Below are 24,700 nucleotides of genomic sequence, written 5' to 3' on the forward strand. Positions count from 1 at the left end.
GAGAAGTGCCCAGCCCCACACCCACCTGATTAATCTTTACCCACCCCACTGACAGGTCAGGGGCGGGCGGCGCCTGCCGGGCCTGCGCGGCCAACGCTCCCAGCCAGTCGTCCCTTGCCAAGCGCGGGCAATCATACTATAGTACCGGCTGCTGCAAGTGCGGGATCAGGCACCACAGAGTCTGGGCGGAGGATTATCGGTGATGAAACAGGCGACCGCAATCGCACGACGGTGGAACAGAACATCACGGCTGGCGCGTACACTCGTGCCTGCAGCGGTGCTTTGCGCGTTCTGCGTCTCGCCGGCGCGAGCTGATTTTTTCCGCTACACCGACGAGAGCGGCGTCGAGATCTTCACCAACACCCCTACCAACAGCGGCGCCGTCCGCGTGCTGCGCGAAGCGAACAAACCCAAGCAAAGCGCGAAACTGCAGCCTTCGTCACCTGGCAAGGAGGCTCCCGACCTCTCCGGCATCGATGCAAAACTTCCAGTGCAGGGGGTCATCACCTCCGGTTACGGCATGCGGCATGACCCGATCGACGGCCACCAGCGGCATCATAATGGGGTTGATATAGCGGTGCCGACCGGCACCAGCGTGAAGGCAATTGCGGCAGGCAGGGTGATAGAGAGCGCGGCGCATGGCGGCTACGGGAACCTGGTGACCATACAACATGCCGACGGCATGGTTTCCATGTACGGGCACAATTCCCAGCTCGAGGTCAGGGTGGGGGACCAGGTGGAGGCGGGGCAGACTGTGGCGCTTTCTGGTTCGACCGGCAGATCGACCGGGCCCCACGTGCATTTTGAGCTATGGAAAAAAGGCGTCAACGTGACGCGGAACTACCTCGACAACGGCGCCGGCATCCCCGAGATGACCGGCAGCATCAGAAGCTACCTGCACAAGGACGGGTCACTGGTCTTTACCAATATCAACTGACCCTCACATTCTCTTTTTCACATGCCTCGTCGCCGGAGCGTTCCAGGGGTCGTCGGGCCAGGGGTGTCTCGGGTAGCGACCTTTCAACTCCTTGCACACCTCGCGATAGGCCCCGTTCCAGAAACTCTTCAGATCGGCGGTGACCTGGATGGGGCGCCGCGCCGGGGACAAGAGGTGAATGAGGACCGGCACCCTCCCCCGCGCCAGCCGCGGCGTCTCAGCCAACCCGAACATCTCCTGAAGCTTCACCGCCAGAAACGGTTCCCCCTCTGCGGGGTACTCCAGCGCAACCCGCGACCCGCTGGGGACCTGCAGGTGCGTGGGTGCCTCCCGTTCCACGAGCTGCTGCCGCCGGTAGTCGAGCATCGACTTCAACGGCTGTAGCAGGTCCACCTTGGCCAGCTGGGCCAGACTGCGCACTCCCTGCAGGTAAGGTAGCAGCCACTGCCCCATACTGGCCGCGAGCGTCTCGTCGGACAGGTCGGGCAGTTCCTCCTCGGGAAGCGCCCGGGCCAGGAAACGGACCCTGTTACGGTACTGCGCCGCCTGCTCGCTCCAATTAAGCCCGCCAATGCCCGACCCGGAAACGATCCCCTGCAACAGCGCCGCAGCCACCTCTTCCTTCTCGGGGACCGCCGCCCGCTCAGACAGTACCACGGCGCCCAAGCGCTCCTCGTCGCGGGCCACCACCCTCCCCTCGCGCTCATCCCAGAACACCCTGCGCTCGCGCGTGATGCCTGCCGTACATCCGGAACGGATCGCCTCGAGGGAGACGGCACTCGCCATGTGGATCTCCGCCTCAGCCGCCCCGCCCTCGACCTCGACGGCAACGATGAAGGGCTGCGCCCTCAGGTTGCTGCGCTGGGAGAGCTTGGCGCCGGTACCATTGGCCATCAGGTAACGCCCGGTACCAGGGCTCCTCTCACGCCCCACCCGATCGGGGTAGGCCATCAGGAGCAGGCGCCCCACGGTGGCAGCATCGGCATGCGCGGCCGCATCCGCCACCCCGAGGGTGCCGCGAAAGTAGGCAGCCAGGCGCTCAACCGTACGTGCCCCCTGCGGGTCGCGCCGTTCACGGAGCGCGTCCAGGCGGTCCAAAAGGTCGCTTTCGGAGATGCTGCCGCTGCCGCGCGGCAGGATATCCCGCTCGGAAAGGATGGCTGCAAGCGTGCAGGCAAGCGGCGCGTGCCCCGCCGCGAGAGACCCCACCAGCATGGCGGCCAGGCGCGGGTGCATGGGGAGCGCAGCCATCCTGGCGCCAAGATCGGTGAGGGTGCCGCGCGCGTCGAGCGCGCCCAAGGCGCGCAAGAGGGCGCGACCTTCGGCGAGATGGGCGGCCGGGGGAGCGTCAAGGAAGCTCAGTGAAGCGGGATCGGCAACACCCCATTGCGCAAGGTCCAGCGCCAGCGGTGCCAGGTCGGAAACTTTGATCTCGGGGGAAGTGAAGGGAAGGAGGGTATTCTGGGTGTGCTCAGTCCAGAGGCGGTAGCAGACGCCCGGGGCAACCCTGCCGGCGCGGCCGGTACGCTGCTGGGCGGAAGCCGCGGAGATGCGCATGGTATCAAGGCGGTTCAGCCCGGTCGAGGGGTCGTAACGGAGCTGGCGGGAGTAGCCGGCATCGACCACCACCCGCACCCCCTCGATGGTGAGGCTGGTCTCGGCGATGTTGGTGGCGAGCACCACCTTGCGGCGCTCCCCCGGCAGGATGGCCAGCTCCTGCGCGGCGAAGGGGAGATCGCCGTACAGGACCGCGATCATCACCTGGGAGCCGATCTGTCCCTGCAGGATGTTCTCGCAGCGCCTGATATCCCCGGCGCCCGGCAGGAAGACCAGGACGTCCCCCTCGGTCTCGGCGAGCGCCTTCATGACCCCGGCGCAGGTGGTCTCGGCGAGTCTGGTCGCCGGCTCTGTCTTCAGATAACGGACGTCGACCGGGAACTGGCGGCCTGCACTGGTGATCAGCGGCGCGCCCCCCAAGAGCCTCGACACCGGCTCGGCATCGAGGGTCGCCGACATGACCAGCAGGCGCAGGTCCTCGCGCAGCCCAAGCTGCACGTCGCGACACAAAGCAAGGGAGAGATCGCAGGTGAGGCTGCGCTCGTGGAACTCGTCGAAGATGACCGCCGCCACCCCCTCCAGCAGCGGGTCGCCCTGCAGGCGGCGGGCCAGGATCCCCTCGGTCACCACCTCGATGCGGGTGGACTTGGACACCTTGCGCTCGAAACGGATGCTGTAGCCGACCGTTTTCCCGACCTCTTCTCCCAGACACTGGGCCATGTAGCGGGCGGCGTTCACGGCGGCCAGGCGACGCGGCTCCAGCATGATGATGCGGCCTTCAAGCTGGGGCGCAGCGAGCAGGGCCAGCGGGACGCGCGTGGTCTTGCCCGCTCCTGGAGGCGCCTGCAGCACGGCGACGTTGCCCTTTTGCAGTACCGCGAGGAGTTCCGGGAGTATGGAGTCGATGACGGCAGGTTTAAGCATGGGATCAGGCCAGCAGACGCAGCCCCTCGAGATCGACACCGGCAAGCGAATCGACCACGCGGCAGGCGCCGGTCAGCCGCTCGCCCGGGTAGCTGTTGGTGACAGCCAGGACCTTAAGTCCGGCACCGGTCGCGGAGGCGATGCCGGCAGGGGTGTCCTCGACGGCGATGGCACCGGCCACCTGGACTTTCCCGGGAAAGCGCTCCTGGAGCCGCTGCACGGCGAGCCGGTAGCTCTCGGGATCAGGCTTGCTCGCCGCGACCTCGTCGGCGGTCACCTTGACGTCGAAGGCGTCGGTCAATTCCAACTGGGCCAGGATCGGCTCGATGTCGCTTTGCAAGGCGCCGCTGCACAGGGCAAGCGGCAGGGTGCCGGAGATGGCACGGATCAATTCCACCACGCCGGGGTACGGCGCGACGCCGCCCGACACGATCTTCAGGAACGCCGCGGCCTTCCCCTTGATGAGTTCCTTGAGCTCCTGGTCGGCGAGGGTACGGCCGTGTACCCGGAAGGCCTCGCGGAAGGCGTCGCGGTCGTCGAAGCCGATATAGAGATCGAGGTATTCCTGCCAGGAGTAGCCCAGACCAAGCGGCACCAGCAGTTCCTGGAACGCCTTGTAGTGCAACGGCTCGGTGTCCACGATGATCCCATCGAAGTCAAAGATGACTGCCTGCAGCATGCGAAGCTCCTTATATATAATTGGGGTCTAAAATCTGCCCAGCAGCGCCAATGCGGGAGCCCCCTCGATGGCCATGGGTGCCACGGTGACGCTGCCGGCGGGGGCGGAACGGTACCTGGTGACGGCGGCGCCGGCCAGCTCGCCTATGGCGGCACCGAGCACCACGTCGCTGGCCCAGTGCTTGTTCTGGTACACGCGGGAAAAACCGGCCAGGCCGGCGGCGGCATAGCAGGCGACTTTGCCGTAGATGTTGTCCGTCTTGGCGGCAACGACGTGGGCTAGGGCAAAGGAGCTCGCCGTGTGCATCGAGGGAAGCGAATCGTAGCCGTCCTTGAACTGGAGGGGGCGGTAGCTCGTGCTGCTGTCGACCTGGTACGGGCGCCCTCGCCCGATCACTCCTTTGAGCACGAAGGTAGCGCCGTCGGCTAAAAGCAGCGCCTCCCCCATCTCCTCGCCCAGTTGCATGACCTTCACCTGGTCGGTCATGGCACCGGCCCCATAGAAGGCGGCTGCCACGCCAAGGTGAAGCAGCGGGTTACTGACGGCGTTGGCGCCATCGGTGATGCCCCTCATCACACCATGGTGCGAACCGGCAAACTCGTCACGGATCTTTTCGTCGAAGAGGTAGGTCAGGCCGAAGAGCCCCGCGGTCACGACGGTCCCGGTGAGATAGGGGTCGACCGGCCCCTTCATGAACAGTTTCCCCTCTCCTCCGAAACGCACCACCTCTTCCTTGATGGCGGTGGTGCTGGTGAAGACGCTGTCGGCGGCATGAAGCGGCATGACCAGTGCCAGTTGGCAGATAGCGAGCAGGGCTAAGAGTAATGCGGATAGGCCGGTTCGGGGGCGACGGGTAGTGCTGAGGGTGGCGGGTGCTGACTGCTGCGCTGGCGAGGTTCTTTCTGAAACGGTCACTGTCCTGATCATCGACTTTCTCCGTCCTTTCATTTATCTCACTGTTCGAGCAACTCCGGGGCGGGGGACGGCGTGCACAGACGCGGCGGCGGCACCGGCACAGCTTAAAAAAAAACAGCGCCCTGCTTCTGGCGCTGTTTTTAAGGTGGTGATCCCAAGGGGACTTGAACCCCTGTTACCGACGTGAAAGGCCGGTGTCCTAACCACTAGACGATGGGACCTAACTATGTAGCAGCTTGCAATGAAGCTGGGGATGGTATGGCTGGGGTACAAGGATTCGAACCTTGGATGACGGAGTCAGAGTCCGTTGCCTTACCGCTTGGCGATACCCCATCGCGAGAGACAAGTTTAATACCAGAACAGTGACGCTAAAGTCAAGCTTCTTTTTTCGCCATGGCCGCCTCGGCGCCGGTTTCTATCGCCTTGACGTTGGCCGGGATGAACCTGTGGTTGCGCTCGGGGAGTGCCTGGGACAGCGCGGCCACCAGGGACGGGAGCTGCACGGCGTCGGTGAGGGCGACGTAGGCACCAAGGGCCACCATGTTCACCATCCTGGGATCACCCAGGTCGGTCGCGATGTCGTTCATCGCGACCGGCACGACATTGATGTCGCTGCGGCCAAGGGCGGAAACATCGACCAGGGAGGAGTTGACGATGAGGATGCCGCCGGGGCGCACCCGGGCGCCGAAACGCTCCAACGAAGCCTGGTTCAGCACCACCAGCACCGAGGGCTGCCCGACCACAGGAGAACCGACCGCGCCGTCGGCGATGACGACCGTGCAGGTGGCGGAACCGCCGCGCTTCTCGACCCCATAGGCGGGAAAGTAACTGACGTTCTTTCCTTCATCTATTGCTGCATAGGAGAGCAGGTTGCCGGCCAAAAGCACACCCTGGCCACCAAACCCTGCAATCAAGACATCTTTACGCATCCACGTCCCTCCCCAAAGAACAAGAACCTGTTCTACGTTCTATGTTCTACGTTCTAAGTTTAATCCGCCGCCTCTTCCTTCTTGATCACGCCCAGCGGGAAATAGGGGATCATCTCTTCCCCGATCCTGGCGTTGGCCTTCAGGGGGTTCATACCCCAGTTGGTCGGACAGGCGGAGAGTACCTCGACGAAGGAGAAGCCTTTGCCCTGGGCCTGGTAGCCGAACGCCTCGCGCATCACCTTCTTGGCCTCCAGGACGTGCTTGGGCGAATCGACTGCTACCCGCGCGGAGTAGGCGACGCCGCCTAACTGCGCCATCAGCTCGGCCATCTTGATGGGGGAGCCGTCCTTGGACTTGTCTCTGCCGTAGGGGGAGGTGGAGGTCTTCTGCCCTACCAGCGTGGTCGGGGCCATCTGACCGCCGGTCATGCCGTAGGTGGTGTTGTTCACGAAGACGACGGTGATGTCCTCGCCGCGGTTGGCGGCGTGGATGATCTCGGCGGTGCCGATGGCGGCCAGGTCGCCGTCTCCCTGGTAGGTGAAGACGAAGCTGTCCGGCTTGGCGCGCTTGACGCCGGTGGCCACGGCGGGAGCCCTGCCGTGGGGCGCCTCGACGACGTCGATATCGAAATAGCCGTACAAGAAGACGGAGCAACCCACCGACGCCACGCCGATGGTCCGGTCCTGCACCCCGTGGAGGTCCATGGCGTCCGCCACCAGCCGGTGGATGGTGCCGTGGTGGCAGCCGGGGCAGAAATGGGTCTGCACGTCCTTCAAACTCTGCGGTCTTTGGAAAACCTGTTGCATATGGATCAACCCCTCTCCCGGCCTAGCGCGCCGACCCCTCGTAGTTCTTCCTGATCACTTCGAGCAACTCCTCCGGTGACGGAAGCGAGCCCGCTCCCGGCGGCCTGCCGTAGAAGGCGACCTGCGCGGCGGCGCCTACGCTGAGACGTACGTCCTCGACCATCTGTCCGGTGTTAAGCTCCACGACCAGCACCTTGCCGGCGCGTGCCGCTGCTTGCGCCAGGGCCTGCTCCGGGAACGGGAACAGGGTGACCGGGCGGAAGAGCCCGACCTTCATTCCCTCGGCCCGCGCCATGGTCACGGCGGTATGGGCGATGCGGGAAACGGAACCGAAACCTGTCACGATGAGGCGGGCGTCAGCGGTCTCGTACTCCTCGGAGATGCACTCCTTCTCCTTCATCACCTGGTACTTGGCGTGCAGGCGCCAGTTATGGGCCTCCAGCTCGCCGTCGCCCAGGAACAGCGACTTGACCACACGCTGTTCGGCGCCTCCCTTGCCGCGCACCGCCCATCCCTTGGCCGGGAGCTCGCGCACCGGGCGCGGGTTGGCGATGAGCGCCTCCTTCATCTGGCCGATGACCGAATCGCCCAAGAGCATGACCGGGGTGCGGTACAGGTCGGCCAGGTCGAAGGCGTGCATGGTGAGGTCGTACATCTCCTGGACGGAGTTGGGGGCGAGCACCGGGATGTGGTAGCCGCCGTGACCGCCGCCTTTGACCGACTGGAAGTAGTCCGACTGGGAGGCGTCGATGCCGCCGAGTCCGGGGCCGGAACGGGAGATGTTGATGATGACGCCGGGGAGCTCGGCTCCGGCCATGTAGGAGATCCCCTCCTGCTTGAGGGAGATGCCGGGGCTCGAGGAGGAGGTCATGGCACGCGCACCGGTCGCGGAGGCGCCCAAGAGCATGTTGATCGCCCCTATCTCGCTCTCGGCCTGGATGAACTCGCCGTTCAGCCCGGGGAGTTCTCGCGAAAGGTATTCCGGGATGTCGCTTTGCGGGGTGATGGGATAACCGAAGTAGTAGCGGCAGCCGGCTTCGACCGCGCCCATGGCGGCGGCCTCGTTCCCCTTGACAAAAAGCCGTTTAGACAATTGACCCTCCCACAGATCCTGCCGGCCGAGGCGCACCCCGGCGGTCGACGTGTCCGGGCGACGCGCCGGTCACCATCGATGAGACAGCAGGCAACACTTTTTCAGTGTGAATGAAGAAATTACTTAAAAACAGTTATGGCAACATCAGGACAGATTTCGGCACAGAGAGCACACCCGGTGCACTGCTCCAAGTCGGGAGCTTCAGCCGGTGCATAGCCCTGGACATTGACCTTCTCGCATAGCCTGATCAGCTTCTTTGGGCAAGCAATGGTGCAGATACCGCAACCCTTGCAGCGCATTTCGTCTATTACAATTCTACCCATGCCTTAGTCCCCTCATTGTCTCGCGGCCTGCTCCGGCCATGCAATCAGCGCTGGAAAACTAGCAGAAATCTGTGAAGCCAGTCAACTTTTTTGTTTACACATGTGATTTATCACTTGCTTTTAAACGTGTGTATAGTTTAATAATAAGCGTCTCATTTGCGCACCTTAAAACTCTAAAAGGAGGAGCGAAACGATGGCATCATCACTGCTCGAATTGACGGCAAACATTGTATCTTCACATGCCTCGGTTACAGAGATGTCAGGCGAAGATTTGCTTCTTGAACTGCAGAAGGTCCATGGCGCCCTGCAGAAACTCGAAGTGGAGACCGGTGAGGGGGTGGAAAGGGTCGAGGGCAAAGGGCCTGCGGTTACCCTGAAGAAGGCCTTCCAACCCGACCAGGTGAGCTGCATGCTCTGCGGCAAGAGCGGCATGAAGACCCTCGCGCGTCACTTGGCACAGGTGCACGGCATCAAACCCGGCGAGTACCGCAAGCAATTCGGCATACCCAGCAACCAGGCCTTGACCGCGAAGAACTTCTCCGAGGCGCGTAGAAGGATGGCCCAGGAGAAGGGACTGGCGGACAATTTGGCCAAGGCACGCGCCGTACGCGCGGCGAAGCTGGCGGCCAAAGGTGGTGCTGAAAAAAAGCCTGCGAAGGCGCCGCGGGTGCCGAAACAGAAGCAGCAGATGAGCGCGTAGCACCAAATGTGATGATTCCTGTCTGCTTCCAGTGGGACGGTTCGGGGTTCCCGGAGCCGTCAGAGGACGATTCCGACGGGAGCTGCCCTCCCTCGGCCTGAGTCCCACCAGTGCGTGCAGTTATAATATATCTATGAAAAAAGCCGCCTGCGGGCGGCTTTCTTCTTTGTAACCGGCACTTAGCGGGTCACCTGCGCGGTGCGCTCTTTCTCCTGGCCACGACCCCCGTCTTCCTGGGCCCGCGTCCGCTGCCGCTGGGAACCGTCTTCCGCTTCAGTTTCGCCACCTCTTCGGGAGCGAGATGCCTGAATTCACCCGGCTTCATGTCCCCGATTACCAGGAAGTCATAGCGGGCTCTCTTAAGACGCACGACGTTCAACCCCACCGCCTCGCACATGCGCCGGACCTGCCGGTACCGTCCCTCGTGGATGGTGATCGAAATCCAGGAGTTGTTGTCGCTTTCGCTCACCGGAACCACCTTGGCCGGTGCGGTCATGCCATCCTCCAGCTTCACCCCTGCAGCCAGCTTCTCTATCTGCGCAGTCGACACGTGCCCGCTCACCCGCACCAGGTACCCCTTGTCGACCTCGTGGCTTGGGTGCATCAGCATGTTGGCGAAGGCGCCGTCGTTGGTCAGAAGCAGCAGCCCCTCGGTGTTGTAGTCCAGACGGCCCACGGGGTAGACGCGCTCGTCTATCCCCTTCAACAGGTCGGAGACGATGGGGCGCCCCTCCGGATCCTTCATGGTGGTCATGTAGCCGACCGGCTTATAAAGGAGCAGGTAAACCCGCTTTTCTGCTACCGTGATCGGTTTGCCATCCAAGGTTATGGTGTCGGTGTCCGGATCGGCCTTGGTTCCCAGCTCGGTTACCACGACACCGTTCACGGCCACCCGCCCCGTGGTGATGATGGTTTCCGACTCGCGGCGCGACGCGACTCCGGCCTGTGAAAGTATCTTCTGCAAACGCTCCTGCATCTATTCTCCTTACCCGGATCTACCCGGTTCTCTGAACGAAGTTACTCATAACATGCTGCTGTAGCAACCGCAAGCTTTTACCCCACGCCGGCCGCGTACCCTGCCCCGCTGACACAGTTGCAACGGTTATAGATCTTTAATCACACTTTGATACCCTTACCTGGTTCTCGATCAGGCGAACACCATGACGGCGAGCCAACCCAAACCAAAAGGAGACCCACTGACATGACCAATCCCGAAAAAAGAAACGGGCAGCAGTATCTCTACTTCTCCCATAAAACAGGCGACAGCGTATCGGTCATGGACACCGGTAAAGACAAGCCTAAAGAGGTGACGACCATAAAGGTCGGCGTCCAGCCGGAGCAGCTGGTCACCAACCGGAGCAAGACCCGGCTCTATGTCATGAACAGGGGCTCCGACAGTATCAGCATAGTAGACACGACCACCGTCGCCATGGAAGTGATCGCCACCGTCGCACTGGCAGCGGAGCCCTGGGCGATAGCGCTCGATCCGGAAGACACCAGGATCTTCGTCAGCTGCGGTCCCATGGACGCGGGAAGCATCAAGGTCATCGACCTCACCGGGACAAAGCCGGCCCTGAGAAGTTCCACGCCCGTGGGCGGCCTGCTGTTCCGGGGCCTGGCCGTACCACCAGACAGCAAGCGGCTGTTTGTAGCCGGCGGCCCCAAGGATGACACCATCAATGACAGCCTCTCCGTGTACGACATCACCGGCAGCGCGCCGGTCCTGATAGCTACCGTGGAGGGGCAGAATGAGAGCCCCGAATTCGTCTATGTCAATCCGACCGGCTCCTTTGCCATCGCGAGCTTTCGACAAGGCGGCATCAACGTCTTCGATGCGGCTGCCACCCCGCCGGTGCTGCTGTCCACCGTGGGTAGCGGCGAGGTGAACGGCTCGGCGCTCAGCCCCGATGGTCGGCTGCTCCTCATGGGATACGCCGAGCCCGCCGGTGGAGAGGGAAACTACGCGATATACGATGTCTCCGCCATCCCGCTCGGCACCGGCCTGTTCTTTACCAGCACCTACGCGCCCGGGCCGATGACCTTCAGCCCCGACGGGACGCGGCTGTACATGGTTAGCGGCAGCGAACTGGTGACCTTCGACATGACCATGCATCCTCCCCAGGTAGCAAACCATGTCACCGTCGCCGGACCGGCCGGAGGCATCACGATATAGCGCGGTGCCATTCTGGTTATTGCCTTGTTTCCGGCAACCTGCTAAAAAGGTGGGCCGCCGTCTTCGGCGACAGATCCGCCAGGAAACAAGGAGTAGAAGCAGATGGATACCAGACAAGCAGCACTGAAAAAGAACAAGACCGTCGCCGGCGCCCTCTTGGTCGGCGCCGCCTTACTGTTCATCGTGGCCCGCCTGAACCACGGCGCCGGCGCCTGGGGCTGGGTCGCCGCCTTCGCGGAAGCCGCCATGGTGGGCGCTCTCGCCGACTGGTTCGCCGTGGTCGCCCTGTTCCGGCACCCGCTGGGAGTCCCCATCCCGCACACGGCCATCATCGCCGAAAAGAAAGAGAGTATCGCCGACAACATGGGGCGCTTCATCCAGGAGAAGTTTCTCGCCACCGAAGTCCTGGTGGAGCGGATGCGCCAATTCGACCCCGCCCGGCACCTGTGCAGCTACCTCCTCCGCCGCGACAACGCGGAGGGGCTGGCCAGGGGGATCACCCGCGTCATCTCCGAATCCATCGGGTTTCTCGAGGACGAGAGGGTCAGCAAGGTGGTGAGCGCTGCGCTGAGCGATCGCATCGACAAGTTCGACGTGGCAACCTCGGCCGGCAACATCCTGGAGAGCCTGAGAAGTGAGAGCAGGCACCAGGTGGTGCTTGACGAGTTGCTGAGGCGCCTGGGGGGCTGGCTGTCGACGCCGGAGTCGCAGGAGAAGGTAGCCGTCGCCCTCGACAACTGGGTTGAGGCGGAGTACCCGCTTTTGAGCAAGTTCATTCCCAACCGTCCCCAGTTCGCCCGTAACGCCGGCGAAAAGATCGTCATGAAGGTGAGCGGGTTCCTCGATGCAGTCAACGCGGATCCCGGCCACGAACTGCGGAACGAATTCGACCGCGTAGTGGGCGACTTCATCGTGAAGCTCAAGGAAGACGAAGGGATGCGAGCCAAGGTGGCGGAACTGAAGCAGGAACTGGTCGACAACCAGCAGCTCTCACAGTATGCCAAGGGTCTGGTCAGTGACCTGAAGAACTGGATGGTGCAGGACCTGGATCAGGAACATTCCGCCATCCACAGAAAGATCGCCGACGCGGCGGTAGCACTGGGCAACACCCTTTCCCACAGCAACGAGTTGAGCGACTCCATCAACGAGCACCTGGAGGGTGTGGTGAGAAGGTACGCCGGCGATCTGCGTAGCGGCCTGGCCAGGCACATCGCCGGGACTGTGAAGGAGTGGAAGAACGAGGAGTTCATCGAGGAGATCGAGCTGAGCATCGGCTCCGATCTGCAGTTCATCAGGATGAACGGCACGCTGGTGGGCGGCATGATCGGCATCCTGCTGCACGCGGTGTCACTGTTTTTAGGTTAACCTCCCTCCGCCCCCTCCCCCCCCACTTCACCGCCGCCTGGTTGATTACCATCGTTTCGGCCGGTGTTCAGAGATCAAAATGGGGCATGGCTATCACAGCCATGCCCCATTACTCAATCTAGTCTCAGCGCCGGAAAAGCATGTAGCTCTTCAGGGTGCCTGGGAAGAACTTCTTCTCGCTAGCCCTCAATAAAAAGGCGCACCCCGTTACAGGGTGCGCCTTATCAGTTCATCAGCCGAAATCTATTCGGCGAAGCGGCTCATCTTCCTGAACTTCTGGTAGCGCTGCTCGATCAGCTCATCGGCCGGAATTGCTTTCAGCTCTTTGAGGTTCCTGGAGAGCGCCTCGTGCAGGTTCTTCGCCATCGCCTCGTGATCGCGATGCGCGCCGCCGGCCGGTTCGGGAACGATCTCGTCGATGACCTCGAGATCCTTGATGTCCTTCGCGGTCAGCTTGAGCGCCTCGGCAGCCTGGGCCCCCTTGGTGCCGTCGGACCAGAGGATCGCGGCGCAACCTTCCGGGGAGATGACGGCATAGACGGAGTGCTGCAGCATCAAGATCCGGTCGCCCACCGCGATGGCAAGCGCACCGCCGGAGCCGCCCTCGCCGGTAATCACCACGATGATGGGGACGGTGAGGCGGGACATTTCCCTCAGGTTCCTCGCGATGGCCTCGGCCTGGCCGCGCTCCTCGGCGCCGATGCCGGGGAAGGCGCCCGGGGTGTCGACGAAGGTGATGATGGGGAGCTTGAAGCGCTCGGCCATCTCCATCAGGCGCAACGCCTTGCGGTACCCTTCCGGGTTGGGCATGCCGAAGTTCCGGAACACCTTCTCCTTGGTGTCGCGCCCCTTCTGGTGGCCGATCACCATGACCGGTTCGCCGTCCAGGCGGGCCAAGCCGCCCACGATGGCGTGGTCGTCACCGAAGTTACGGTCGCCGTGCAGTTCCACGAACTCGGTGAAGATCAGGCTCAGGTAGTCCAGGGTGAAGGGACGGTTGATATGGCGGGCCACCTGGGCCGTCTGCCAGCGGGAAAGGTTGGCGAACATCTCTGTACGCATCTTCTCGGCTTTCTCCTCAAGCTTGGCGACCTCGTTGGAGAGATCGACCCCCTCGGTGGAAAATGCGAGCAGTTCCTGGATCTTCTTGTCCAGTTCCGCCAGCGGCTTCTCAAATTCCAGATAGCTTTGCTGCAATGCCATATATCTCTATCTCCTTGCTTTCAAATAAAAATAAACGCAACCATCCTGAGGCTACTCGAAGGACACGGCATTATAGCCGAAGAGGTTACTCACTTCCACTGTTAATTCTTCACTGGCCGCCACTTTGTATACATCGGAAAGTCGAATGGTGACTCGCGAACTGTTCTCTATGTCGAGGTGGAGGAAGCTCCGACAGATCCCCTGGTAGCGGGAGATGATATCTTTAAGCGTCTTGAGCTTTACCGGATCGGCTTCCTTGGCGTCGATGGTGAAGTTCACCCGGCGCGTCTCGCGCTCCACCAGGTCGCGCAGGAGCACGATGTCGCTGGCCATGATCTTGGCGCCCTTCTCGCCGTGCTCCACCGTACCGGTGATGTACACCGGGTCATCGCCCTTGAGGAACTCGGAGCTGCGTGCATAGACGTCGGAGAAGACGACCACCTCCAGCGAGCCGACCAGGTCCTCCAGGGTGACAAAACCCATGCGGTCGCCTTTCTTGGTCATGATCTCCTTGAGGCTCGCGGGGACGCCGCAGATCTTCACCTCGCTCTTGTCCTTGCTCTCGTTGATCGAGAAACAGTCCACCGTGGAGAAGCGGCGCATGTCGGCTACGTAACGGTCGAGGGGGTGCCCGGTGATGAAGAAGCCGATCGCCTCCTTCTCGCAGCCCAGCCGGTACTTCTCGTCCCATTCGGGGATGTCGGGGAGCCGGTTGCCACCGCCGTTGGAGCCGCGCTGGATCTCGGCCATACCGAAGAGCGACACCTGGGCGCTGTCACGCTCCTGCTGCACGCGCTGCCCCTGCGCGGCGGCGTCTTCCAGGGCGGCCATGAGCTGGGCACGCTTGGCGCCGGTGCAGTCAAAGGCGCCGCTTTTGATGAGCGCCTCGATCACCCTCTTGTTGCAGCGGCGCAGATCGACCCGCTCGCAGAAGTGGAAGATGTCCTTGAAGGGCTCGTTGCCGCGCGCCTCCAGGATGGCCTCGATGGCACCCTCCCCCACGTTCTTGACGGCGCCCAGGCCGAAGCGCATGGCGGTATCCAGCACCCGGAAAGAGCGCAGCGACTCGTTGATGTCCGGCGGCAGCACCTCGATGCCCATCTCGCGGCAATCGCCAATGCTCTTGATCACCTTGTCGGTGTTGCTCATGTCCTCGGTAAGGAGGGCGGCCATGAACTCGACCGGGTAGTGGGCCTTCAGGTACGCGGTCTGGTAGGCGACGAGGGCGTAGGCCGCGGAGTGCGACTTGTTGAAGCCGTACTCGGCGAACTTCGCCATGAGGTCGAAGATGGCGGCGCACTTCTTGGCATCGAGCCCGAGTTTTTCGGACCCCTCCATGAACTTCATGCGTTCCTTCGCCATCTGCTCGGCGTCCTTCTTACCCATGGCGCGGCGCAACAGGTCCGCGCCCCCAAGCGAGTAGCCTGCCAGAGAACGGGAGATCTGCATGACCTGTTCCTGGTAGACGATGACGCCGTAGGTGTCCTTGAGGACCGGCTCGAGCTGCGGCAGGTCGTAGACGGTCTGCTTGCGGCCGTGCTTACGCTCGATGAAGTCGTCCACCATGCCTGAGCCGAGCGGGCCCGGACGGTAGAGGGCGCAGACCGCGATGATGTCCTCGAAGCAGGAGGGCTTCAGCTTGACCAGGAGCTCCTTCATGCCGCTGGACTCGAGCTGGAAGACGCCGGTGGTGTTGCCGGCCTGCAACAGCTTGTAAGTTTCCGGGTCGTCGTCGGTCAGGAGCGTGATGTCGAAGTTGGGGTCCTTGCCGTTACGGATGTGCTTGCAGGCGTTGTCGATGACGGTCAGGTTCTTGAGGCCGAGGAAGTCGAACTTCACCAGGCCGACCTTCTCCACGTACTTCATCGAGTACTGGGTGGTCAGCGAGCCGGTCTTCTGGTCCTTGTAGACCGGGCAGAAGTCTTCCATCGGCCTAGGCGCGACGACGAGGCCGGCGGCGTGGGTCGAGATGTGACGGGCGAGGCCCTCCAGGCGCAGGGCGACTGTCATGACCTCGTTCACCTTCGCGTCGGCGGCCATCAGCTCCTTGATCTTGGGCTCCTGCTCGATCGCCTTATCCAGCGTGATGCCCAAGACCTCCGGAATGAGCTTGGCAATCTTGTCCACGTCGGCGAAGGTGAGGTCGAGGGCGCGCCCCACGTCGCGGATGACGCCGCGGGCAGCCATGGTACCGAAAGCCGCGATCTGGCAGACCTTGTCCCTGCCATAGCGCTCGACCATGTACTGGATCACCTCTTCACGGCGGTCCTGGCAGAAGTCGACGTCGATATCAGGCATGGAGATACGTTCGGGGTTGAGGAATCGCTCGAACAGCAGGTTGTACGGCATCGGGTCGATGTCGGTGATCCTGATGCAAAAGGCGACCAGCGAGCCGGCCGCCGAGCCCCTGCCCGGCCCGACCGGGATGCCGTGGTCCTTGGCCCAGTTGATGAAGTCCGCCACGATCAGGAAGTAGCCAGGGAACCCCATGTGCTTGATGCAGTCCAGCTCGATGCGCAGGCGGTCGTGGTAGGCCTGCTCCTGCTCCGGGGTCAGGTTCGGGTACTTGATCTTGATCTTCTCAAGGCGCAGCTTGAGGCCTGCTATCGACTCGCGCTCCAACTGCTGGTCGAGGGTCTCACCCGGCGGCGCCTCGTAGGCCGGGAAGTGGTACGTCTTGAAGTCGAACTCGTAGTGACAGCGCTCGGCGATCTTGACCGTGTTTGTCAGCGCCTCCGGACAGTAGTGGAACTCCCGCGCCATCTCTTCCGGGCTCTTCACGTAGAAGGCCTCGGTGGTGAAGCGCATTCGGCTCGGGTCGCTCATGGTCTTGCCGGTCTGGATGCAGAGCAGGATCTCGTGCGCCTTGGCGTCTTCCTTGTTGAGGTAGTGACAGTCGTTGGTGGCGACCAGCGGCAGGTTCAGCTCGCGTGCGATCTCCATCACGCGCCTGTTGGCGATGGTCTGCTCGGGGAGCCCGTTCTCCTGGATCTCCAGGTAGTAGCTCCCCGGGAACATGTCCGCGTACCAGATGGCGGCGGCCTTGGCCTCCTCCATCTTGTTCCTGCCGGCGAGGTAAGCGATCTCTCCCTGCAGGCAGGCGGAGAGGCAGATGAGACCTTCCCGGTGCTTCTCCAGCAGCTCCTTGTCGATGCGGGGGCGACGGTAAAAGCCTTCCTTGTAGCCGGCGGAGGTGAGGTAGCAGAGGTTCTTGAAACCGGTCATGTTCTCGGCCAGCAGGATGAGGTGGTAGCTGGTGACCGGATCTGCGGCGGTGGGGGCTTTCTTGTCGAGACGGGAGCCGGGGGCGATGTAGACCTCGCACCCAAGGATCGGCTTGATCCCCTTGTCCTGGGCCTTCAGGAAGAATTCGAGGGATCCGAACATGTTGCCGTGGTCGGTAACCGCCACCGCCGGCATGTGGTATTCCTTGGCCTTTTTGACCAGGTCGCCGATGCGGATGGCCCCGTCCAGCAGGGAATACTGGGAGTGCAGATGCAGATGTACGAAATTCGCTGAATCCATAGCAGGTAAGCCTTAATCAAGAATCGAAAACTGTCTGGGTTGAAACAATAAAAGGAGCCGTAGTTTTAGTGGCTCCAGTGACTGTTTCGGGGGAAAATTTGCGCCCAAATATCTCACGAAGTGGAAATTCTGTCAATGAAACAGAAGGGGCGTCGACAGGGAGAAAGGGCGCATAAACAATGTGCGAACCGGACGAGGCGCAGCCGCTGTAGAACCGGGACTGCGGGTCGGTGAAAAGAAGCCTTTCCCCTGCATTTCCCGGCAGACAGCATGGCCCGCCTCACGTCGAGGGGAGCGCTCCACGGAAGCACCGTAAAAAAAGCCATTGACAAGCGCGGGAGGTTAGTTCAATATCAAATCATTGAAGTCGAAACAGTATCACGTTCGGCACACAACTCAAGAGCAGCAGTACAGGGGCCTCGTACCAGGCCGTTTTTTTGGCAAATATGGTTTAACATTGAACTAATCAATATCAACCTTCCCTCGTGGGGAGATCACAAAACAGGAAACAGGAAACAGGAAACAGGAGACAGAACAGATGAGCGACGTCACTATCACCCCCAACCAACCCATCGTCATGGAACTCGAAGCAGGAACCTATTACCGCTGTACCTGCGGCAAATCTGCCGGCATGCCATTTTGCGACGGCGCACACGCCGGGACCGAGCATGCCCCGATTGCCTTCGAGGTGAAAGAAAAGCAGCAAGTGTATCTCTGCAACTGCGGCAAGACCGCCAACGCCCCCTATTGCGACGGCAGCTGCCAAAAACCCTAAAGAGATGGCGGGAAGGATAAGGTGAGGTGGGCGAGATGTACCATATCAAGCTGATACTTAAGGTGACAGGGTGGGCGGCGTTGCTGTTGGCCTTGGCGATCGGTGCATGGGTAGAGTGGTCCGTGCTCAGCAGCGGCGGGTTCATGTGGGGCATGTTCTTTGGCGGGTTCATTATCCCGTTCTGCCTATTCGCAACGCTCGGCCTGTTGCCAAAAGAACTGCTTGCCCGTGAGTGAACGGGCAAGCAGCACCGAAGAGGAGAAATACGATGATCACGATAAGAAGATCGGCAGACAGGGGCCACGCCGACCACGGCTGGCTCAACACCTACCACACCTTTTCCTTCGCCGGATATGTCGACGACCGCCACATGGGGTTCCGGAACCTGCGGGTCATCAACGAGGACCGGGTGCAGCCCGGGGTAGGATTCCCCACCCACCCGCACCGGGACATGGAGATCATCTCCTACGTGCTGGAAGGAGCACTGGCGCACCGCGACAGCATGGGGACGGGATCGGTGATACGCCCCGGCGACGTGCAAAGAATGAGCGCCGGGACCGGCATTACCCACAGCGAGTTCAATCACAGCAAAGACGAACCGCTGCACTTCTTCCAGATCTGGATTCTGCCGCAACGCGAGGGACTAACACCGGGTTACGAGCAGAAATTCTTTTCGGATGAGGAGAAACGGGGGAGCCTCAGGCTGATCGCCTCCCCGGACGGGAAGGACGGTTCGGTCACCATCAATCAGGACGCGAGGCTGTACGCGACGCTTCTCGACCCGGGCCAGGAAATAGTGCATCACCTGCCTGCGGCACACCACGCCTGGGTGCAGGTCGCGCGCGGCAAGGTGCTCGTCAATGGCCATCTTTTGGAGGCAGGCGACGGCGCGGCGGTCAGCAACGAAGAACTGCTGCGCCTGGTAGGGAAGGAAGCCAGCGAGTTGCTGGTTTTTGAACTGCCGTAGCGGCATACGCGGCAGACAAAAAGGGGACAGGCTACTTTATCCTGAAAAGTAGCCTGTCCCCTTTTCTTTTCTTTTTTATACGAGACGGACGTCGCTCTTCCCCCCGGAGGGGGGAGGTCGGGAGGGGGGAAATCGATTCCTGGCGCAGGCTCCCCCTCCCTAACCCTTCCCCTCCGGGGGAGGAGACTATGACCGGGAATGAAGGGGACATGCTACTTGCAGCCCTTCAGGTAGTTTTACGCTCCGCCGGTCATGGCAGCCTGGATGCTTGCCGCGTCCAGATTAACGTCGATCTGGCTGCCGCCGTCCATGTTCTTGAGCGGTGCGGTGCCGCGGGCCAGTTCGTCGCCGCCGATGATCAGGGTGAAGCGGGAATTGAACTTGTCGGCGCGCCGCATCTGGCTCTTCAGACTTTTCCCTTCGTAGTCGATCTCGACGGCCAAACCCAGGCGCTGCAGGGCGCTCATCAGGCGGAAAGCCTCGGGATGCGCCTCATCCCCCAGCGCTGCGATAAAGAGGTCCGGGCGGCGGGAGAAATCCTTCTCGGCCAAAAGGAGCGCCACGCGCTCGACACCCATGGCGAAACCGATGCCGGGAATCTGCGGTCCCCCGATGGAAGAGATCAGGCCGTCGTAACGGCCACCGGCTGCAACGGCGCTCTGCGACCCCAGCATGGTGGTGACCATCTCGAAGGTGGTCCTCGTGTAGTAGTCGAGGCCGCGCACCATGCGCTGGTTGATGCTGTAAGGGGTGCCGACCAGTTCCAGGTACTTCCTGGTCTTGTCGAAGTGGTCACCGCACTCGGCGCAGAGGTGGTCCAGCATGGAGGGCGCCCCCTGGGTCGCCTCCTGGCAGCCGGCGGACTTGCAGTCCAGCGCGCGCAGCGGGTTGGTATCGTAGCGGCGTTTGCAGTCGTCACAAAGCTTGTCGATGCGATCCAGCAGGAACTTCTTGAGCGCCTCGCGATACGCGGGACGGCAGCAGGGGCAGCCCAACGAGTTGATCTGCAGCGAAGGTTCGGTGAGCCCCAGTTCCTGGAAGAAATGGGTCAACATGGTGAGCACCTGGGCATCGACCGTGGGAGCCGCGACACCGGTGATCTCGGCGCCGATCTGGTGGAATTGGCGGTAACGCCCCTTCTGCGGGCGCTCGTAGCGGAACATCGGCCCCATGTAGTACAGGCGCGCGACCGGATCAAGGGCGTGCATCTTGTGCTCGACATAGGCGCGCATCACCGAAGCGGTTCCTTCCGGGCGCATGGTGACCTTGTTCTCCCCTTTGTCCACGAAGGAGTACATCTCCTTTTCGACGATGTCGGTGGCATCACCGATGGAGCGGCAGAAGAGTTCAGTTTTCTCCAGGATCGGGATCCTGATCTCGGAAAGCCCGTAAAGCTCGAAAACCCGGCGCGCGGTGGCCTCGATGTGCTGCCACTTCTCGACCTCGCCCGGGAGGATGTCGTTAAAACCTTTAATGCCGGTGATTGCCACGGTTAATCCCTCTCCTCACTCACGAAATAAAACCCGAACAACTTAACGCAAAGCCGCAAAGCCGCTAAGGCGCGAAGAAAAACTGCAGCTGGGGGAAAAGCAAACCCAAATCCTTGGTTCACCTTTGCGCCTTTGCGTTGAGTTTCTAAAAACAAAAAAACCGGCGAGACTACTGTCCGGTCCGTTGCAACATGCTGTCATCCCGCGCCACGGTCAGGGCGGGGTGATCATCCTTTCGGCATGGAACGCCCGGTTCTTGCCGGCGCTCTTGCCGCGGTACATGGCCTGGTCCGCCATCTCCAGCAGTTCGGCCTTGGTGTTGGCGTCGTCGGGAGCGCAGGCGAAACCAAGGCTCACAGTGAGCCTGATGGCCAACCCATCCGCCTTGGCAAAGGTGTGCCCCTCGATGGTCTTCCGGATGCGCTCGGCCACGATAGCAGCGCCTTCCATCCCGGTCTCCACCAAGACGATGGTGTACTCGTCGCCGCCGTAGCGGATCACCGCGTCCACGTCGCGTACGCTCTTTCTGACCAACGAGCCGACCTCACGCAGCACGCGGCTCCCGATCAGGTGCCCGAAGTTGTCGTTCACGCCTTTAAAGAGGTCGATGTCGAGGAAAAGGATGCCCAGGTTGGAGCCGTAGCGCTCGCAGCGCTTGAGTTCCCGCTCCAATACAACGTCCAGGTAACGGTAGTTGTACAGGCCGGTCAATTCGTCTATATAGAGGAGATCCTTGGCGATGTTGTAGCGTGCGGCGTTGTCCAGGGCCAGCGAACCCTGGTCGAGCAGGAAGGAGATATGCTTGCGGTTTATCTCCCGGGGCAGCAGGTGGCCGGTATCGTTGAACAGGATGATGACCCCCTGCAGATCCATCTTCTGCCGCAGGTAAAGGCACATGACCTCGGTCACTTCATTGCCGTAATCGGCATCCTCTGGGAGAAAGTTCCTCAGGAGCAGTTGGTTGGTGCTGCCGTCGTCGCGAAGGTCGCACTCGCTGATCACCGCCTGTCCCAGCAGGTGCGCGCTCAACTCCTCGACCCCCTTCATCTCGCGTAACGTGAGCTGTCCGTTATCGTTGAAATACCCCAGCGCCCGGGTCACACCTACTTCCTTGAGCAGGGCATCGGTCAGCATCGAGTAGATGCGCTCGAGCTCCAGGCAGTTGGCGATGTTCTGGCTCACCTGGAACAGGTTGACCAGCCCCTTCAACTCCAGGTTTTCGTCCAGGAGCCTGCGCTGCTCCATGCAATGGGCGACGATGTGGCGGAATTCGTCCTGATTGATCGGCTTGATGAGATAATCGGTGGCGCCGTTTTTGAGGGCGTATATGGCGGTTTCTACGTTGGCATGTCCGGTGACCATGATTACCGCAGTGGCAGGATCGAGCCTCTTCACCTCCGAGAGGATATCGAGACCCGACACGTCGCGCATCACCAAGTCCGTGACAACGAGCTGGTACCCTCCATTGCTGATCATTTCCAGCGCCTCCTCTCCGGAAGCGGCCACTTCGACGACATAGCCGTCTTCCTTGAGCAGATCCGTGTAGACCTCTCGGAAAAAGCTATCGTCTTCGACTAAAAGAATTCTCTCCATGCAAAGAATCTCCTGGATGATCGGGTGTTACCGGGGGCAATGCCAGCATAAACTAGCAGATAGGGCTCTGGAGTGTCAATTAAAATGCCCCAAAGGGCTCGATAATATAACTGAACCGTCCGCTTTGCAGGCCGCCTCGACAGTACCCTCCAGGTCGGTCCGGTAGATCGTGACGCCATGGCGTTGCAGTCTCACAAGCGTATCCGCCGCAGGGAGATGGAAGGCGTTCCCGTACCCTGCGGAAATGACCGCGGCCGCCGGCTGCACCGCTTCTACAAAGGGGTCGCTGGAAGAATACCTGCTGCCGTGATGCGCCACCTTCAACAGGGTGCACCGCTGTAACGCTCCCCGCTCGAGAAGCTCCCGCTCTTCCCTCACGCCGATATCCCCGGTGAACAGCACCGAACTCCTCCCGTGTGTCAGTCTGAACACCAAAGAAGATGCGTTTGCATCCGACGGCGACGCAATCCCGGCAACAGGCCACAGCGGCTCCAGTTGCGCGCCCCCCACCTGCACAGGTGGCAGGCCCGTCACAAGTTCCCGCACCGGAACCTCACGCGCAGCCAGGACCCACTTCAGTTGCGGCAACTCCGGCGCAGCCAAGGTCTGGCGCTCAGCCAGGAATTCGCCGATCTCGAAGTTGGCCGCCAGGTACAGCACCCCCTGCAGATGGTCCGGATGCCCATGGGACAAAACCAGGTAATCGATGCGCCGCACCGAAAGGGCCCTCAGGGCAGGGAGCAACAGCCGCGACCCCACCCGGGTATCGGAGTCTGTGGCGTTGCCGCCGCCGTCGACCAGCATCCACTTGCCGTCCGGCAGGCGCACCAACGCGGCATCCCCCTGCCCCACGCTCAGGAAGTACAGCCGCAGGATCCCATCCATCGCCTGGGCCGCCGGAACCGCTCGCACGACAAGCCCGACAACGAGCACCAGCGCGGTGGTACGACGCCACCCTTTCGACTTGACGAAAGTGATCACGCACAGCACCAGGCAAGCCAGCAGGAGGTCGAGGCGGCCGGGGACGTAACCGGTAAAGACTGGCGCCCGGGAGAGTTGCCCCACCACCAGGTCGGACCAGCGCACCAGGGCCGCCGCCAACTGGAGCAGCACGGCGGCAGGCGTTTTCCATAAGCAGCTTACGGCCAGTGCGCTGAAGCCGAGGACGACGGCCCCGTATCCCATGAGCGGCACCACCAGAAGGTTGGCGACCAACCCCACCAGCGACACCCGTTGAAAGTAGTAGGCGACGTGAACGGAGGTGGCGGCGATGGCTGCCGCTGAAGCGATCAAAAGGAGCAACACCCACCGCATTATCCTTCCCGCTTTGTCAGGTGATGCCGGCAGGGTCGGTGTCAGCACGGAGAGCCCCCAGATGGCCAGGAAGGAGAGTTGGAAGGAGACGTCGAAGACGAGTTGCGGTGCGGCGAACAGGATGGCGCAAGCGGCCAGCATGATGGTGTGGACAGGATCCACTTCCCGTTTCATCTGCAGCGACGCCACGACGACGCAGATCATCAGCACACTGCGCAGCGTGGCGGGAGCCTGACCGGACAGGACCAAGTAAAAGGCCACCATAGGCAGGGACGCCAGCATGATCAAGGGCCTCAACTTGAGGTGCAGGGCGAGCCACTCCGAGCGCCGAGCCAGATAATAGAGAAACTGGCACAAAGACAGAAAGACGATGCCGACGTGGAAGCCGGAGATGGAGAGGATGTGGTTTACGCCGCTGCGGGCGAACGCCTCCTGCAACTGCTCCGGCACGTCGGCCCGATCCCCGAGCAGCAGCGCCTTCAGGACACCCCCCTCAGGTCCGGGCTCCACCTTCATGATGAAGTTCCCGAGCCTTTGCGCCAGGAGGTCGATGTCGTGCAGCCATCCCGCTCCCTCGCGCAGCAGCACCAGATCCTCCGCCGCCAGTACGAATCCGGTGACGTGCACCTGCTGGTAGGCCAGCCTGCGCACCCAGTCGGACTCACCCGGCAGTCCCAGGTTGCGGGGCACCCGGAGTCGCGAAACGAATTTGACCCTGTCGCCGATATGGAGTCTGGCACGCCCCTCCTTCACGTACACCAGCAAACGCCCCGACTCCAGGAAGTCCCGCTCGTCAGTGCTCACCCGCTCCACCTGCAGATAAACCCTGCTCCCACCCGTTGAAGTGGCTTCGGGCCGCGCGTCCAGCACCCCCTCGATCACCACCGGCCGATCTGAGGCGAAGCCCTCCAAACCGGGCTGCGGCCTCAGGAACGGAGCCAGAGACAACTGACCCCACGCGAAGAAGAGAACGGCCAAAGGAACCAGGAAAGTGACTCGCGAACTGAGGAAGGAAGTACAGAGGGTAAGACCAAGCAACGCCGGCAGGCACCAGGGTGGTGGAAAGGTTTCGAAAAGGTGAGTGGTGGCCAGGCCGGCGATCAGCGCGGCTAACGGCACCAGCAGAGGTCTCTCCAGGGGTCACCTCCCGGCTGCAGGGTGGGAGCACACAGGAAAATAAAAAGCCACACACGTTATAGCAGATGGCAAGGGTTGCACAACGCTCTGTGCATTCATCAGCTGCTGTTCAGAGTTCGCAACGCAGGTAACTATTCGGTTTTATAGACTAATATCTAATACAAGACAAAACCTTGTGCAGGTTTAGCACAGACCCGCCATTTTCGACCTCGCGGTCAAAAGTGGATGATTCAACTTTTTTGCCGTGAGGTTTCGGCTAGTTACGACATTGAGGGAGTCCATGTCAATTTTGGTA

General features: G+C 61.7%; 20 protein-coding genes and 2 tRNA genes. 7 read left to right on the forward strand and 15 right to left on the reverse strand.

Annotated elements, in window-relative coordinates:
• Nucleotides 1-265 precede the first annotated feature (265 nt).
• On the forward strand, nt 266-937 hold the full coding sequence (locus JFN90_RS07485; RefSeq protein WP_328755409.1) for a M23 family metallopeptidase: 672 nt from the start codon (nt 266-268) through the stop codon (nt 935-937).
• 3 nt (nt 938-940) lie between these two features.
• Here JFN90_RS07485 and hrpB read toward each other — a convergent pair whose 3' ends face one another.
• The 9 genes from hrpB to JFN90_RS07530 form a co-directional block, all read right to left on the reverse strand.
• Nucleotides 941-3,418 carry an ATP-dependent helicase HrpB gene (hrpB, locus tag JFN90_RS07490; protein WP_199394491.1) on the reverse strand — a complete coding sequence of 826 codons (2,478 nt, stop codon included), beginning with the start codon at nt 3,416-3,418 and terminating at the stop codon, nt 941-943.
• 4 nt (nt 3,419-3,422) lie between these two features.
• Nucleotides 3,423-4,097, reverse strand: a complete 675-nt coding sequence (locus tag JFN90_RS07495) for an HAD family hydrolase (RefSeq protein WP_199394492.1) — start codon at nt 4,095-4,097, stop codon at nt 3,423-3,425.
• A gap of 27 nt (nt 4,098-4,124) precedes the next feature.
• On the reverse strand, nt 4,125-5,024 hold the full coding sequence (locus tag JFN90_RS07500) for a phosphatase PAP2 family protein (protein ID WP_199394493.1): 900 nt from the start codon (nt 5,022-5,024) through the stop codon (nt 4,125-4,127).
• A 134-nt stretch (nt 5,025-5,158) separates the two neighbouring features.
• Nucleotides 5,159-5,233: transfer RNA gene (locus tag JFN90_RS07505), tRNA-Glu, on the reverse strand.
• A gap of 38 nt (nt 5,234-5,271) precedes the next feature.
• Nucleotides 5,272-5,345, reverse strand: a tRNA-Gln gene (locus tag JFN90_RS07510).
• 41 nt (nt 5,346-5,386) lie between these two features.
• Complete coding sequence (locus tag JFN90_RS07515; RefSeq protein WP_199394494.1) at nt 5,387-5,941, reverse strand: 2-oxoacid:acceptor oxidoreductase family protein; 555 nt, start codon at nt 5,939-5,941, stop codon at nt 5,387-5,389.
• Between the two features lie 59 nt (nt 5,942-6,000).
• The gene (locus tag JFN90_RS07520; protein WP_199394495.1) at nt 6,001-6,747 is read right to left on the reverse strand and encodes a thiamine pyrophosphate-dependent enzyme; all 747 of its coding nucleotides are present in this window, start codon (nt 6,745-6,747) and stop codon (nt 6,001-6,003) included.
• A gap of 22 nt (nt 6,748-6,769) precedes the next feature.
• Nucleotides 6,770-7,840, reverse strand: coding sequence for a 3-methyl-2-oxobutanoate dehydrogenase subunit VorB (locus tag JFN90_RS07525; protein ID WP_199394496.1), 1,071 nt, complete (start codon nt 7,838-7,840; stop codon nt 6,770-6,772).
• Nucleotides 7,841-7,959: 119 nt separating this feature from the next.
• On the reverse strand, nt 7,960-8,163 hold the full coding sequence (locus tag JFN90_RS07530) for a 4Fe-4S binding protein (protein ID WP_199394497.1): 204 nt from the start codon (nt 8,161-8,163) through the stop codon (nt 7,960-7,962).
• 193 nt (nt 8,164-8,356) lie between these two features.
• Here JFN90_RS07530 and JFN90_RS07535 point away from each other — a divergent pair, with 193 nt between their 5' ends.
• On the forward strand, nt 8,357-8,863 hold the full coding sequence (locus JFN90_RS07535; protein ID WP_199394498.1) for a MucR family transcriptional regulator: 507 nt from the start codon (nt 8,357-8,359) through the stop codon (nt 8,861-8,863).
• A 187-nt stretch (nt 8,864-9,050) separates the two neighbouring features.
• Here the strand turns inward: JFN90_RS07535 and JFN90_RS07540 are convergent, their stop codons facing one another.
• The gene (locus tag JFN90_RS07540; RefSeq protein WP_199394499.1) at nt 9,051-9,839 is read right to left on the reverse strand and encodes a pseudouridine synthase; all 789 of its coding nucleotides are present in this window, start codon (nt 9,837-9,839) and stop codon (nt 9,051-9,053) included.
• Between the two features lie 225 nt (nt 9,840-10,064).
• Here JFN90_RS07540 and JFN90_RS07545 point away from each other — a divergent pair, with 225 nt between their 5' ends.
• Nucleotides 10,065-11,036 (forward strand): PD40 domain-containing protein, encoded by a 972-nt coding sequence (locus JFN90_RS07545; RefSeq protein WP_199394500.1) that lies wholly within the window; start codon nt 10,065-10,067, stop codon nt 11,034-11,036.
• 102 nt (nt 11,037-11,138) lie between these two features.
• Nucleotides 11,139-12,401 (forward strand): DUF445 domain-containing protein, encoded by a 1,263-nt coding sequence (locus tag JFN90_RS07550; RefSeq protein ID WP_199394501.1) that lies wholly within the window; start codon nt 11,139-11,141, stop codon nt 12,399-12,401.
• Nucleotides 12,402-12,644: 243 nt separating this feature from the next.
• Here JFN90_RS07550 and JFN90_RS07555 read toward each other — a convergent pair whose 3' ends face one another.
• Together JFN90_RS07555 and dnaE are read right to left on the reverse strand one after the other, a co-directional pair.
• Complete coding sequence (locus JFN90_RS07555; protein ID WP_199394502.1) at nt 12,645-13,604, reverse strand: acetyl-CoA carboxylase carboxyltransferase subunit alpha; 960 nt, start codon at nt 13,602-13,604, stop codon at nt 12,645-12,647.
• Nucleotides 13,605-13,655: 51 nt separating this feature from the next.
• Entirely contained in the window at nt 13,656-17,129 is a 3,474-nt protein-coding gene (gene dnaE / locus JFN90_RS07560; protein ID WP_199394503.1) for a DNA polymerase III subunit alpha, read from the reverse strand.
• Between the two features lie 538 nt (nt 17,130-17,667).
• Here dnaE and JFN90_RS07565 point away from each other — a divergent pair.
• From JFN90_RS07565 to JFN90_RS07575, 3 genes are read left to right on the forward strand one after another with little or no spacing between them, the layout of a single operon-like run.
• Nucleotides 17,668-17,904, forward strand: coding sequence for a CDGSH iron-sulfur domain-containing protein (locus JFN90_RS07565; protein WP_199394504.1), 237 nt, complete (start codon nt 17,668-17,670; stop codon nt 17,902-17,904).
• Nucleotides 17,905-17,939: 35 nt separating this feature from the next.
• Nucleotides 17,940-18,140: a hypothetical protein gene (locus JFN90_RS07570; protein ID WP_199394505.1), complete on the forward strand. Its 201-nt coding sequence runs from the start codon at nt 17,940-17,942 to the stop codon at nt 18,138-18,140.
• 32 nt (nt 18,141-18,172) lie between these two features.
• On the forward strand, nt 18,173-18,871 hold the full coding sequence (locus tag JFN90_RS07575; protein WP_199394506.1) for a pirin family protein: 699 nt from the start codon (nt 18,173-18,175) through the stop codon (nt 18,869-18,871).
• 236 nt (nt 18,872-19,107) lie between these two features.
• On the opposite strand, the gene hisS is transcribed toward JFN90_RS07575, so the two are convergent.
• From hisS to JFN90_RS07590, 3 genes are all read right to left on the reverse strand, one after another.
• Entirely contained in the window at nt 19,108-20,361 is a 1,254-nt protein-coding gene (hisS, locus tag JFN90_RS07580) for a histidine--tRNA ligase (protein ID WP_199394507.1), read from the reverse strand.
• A 213-nt stretch (nt 20,362-20,574) separates the two neighbouring features.
• Entirely contained in the window at nt 20,575-21,954 is a 1,380-nt protein-coding gene (locus JFN90_RS07585) for a GGDEF domain-containing response regulator (RefSeq protein WP_199394508.1), read from the reverse strand.
• 75 nt (nt 21,955-22,029) lie between these two features.
• Complete coding sequence (locus JFN90_RS07590; protein WP_199394509.1) at nt 22,030-24,387, reverse strand: DNA internalization-related competence protein ComEC/Rec2; 2,358 nt, start codon at nt 24,385-24,387, stop codon at nt 22,030-22,032.
• Nucleotides 24,388-24,700 lie beyond the last annotated feature (313 nt).

The organism is Geomonas propionica, assembly GCF_016458235.1.
In the GTDB taxonomy this organism is placed as follows: Bacteria; Desulfobacterota; Desulfuromonadia; order Geobacterales; family Geobacteraceae; genus Geomonas; species Geomonas propionica.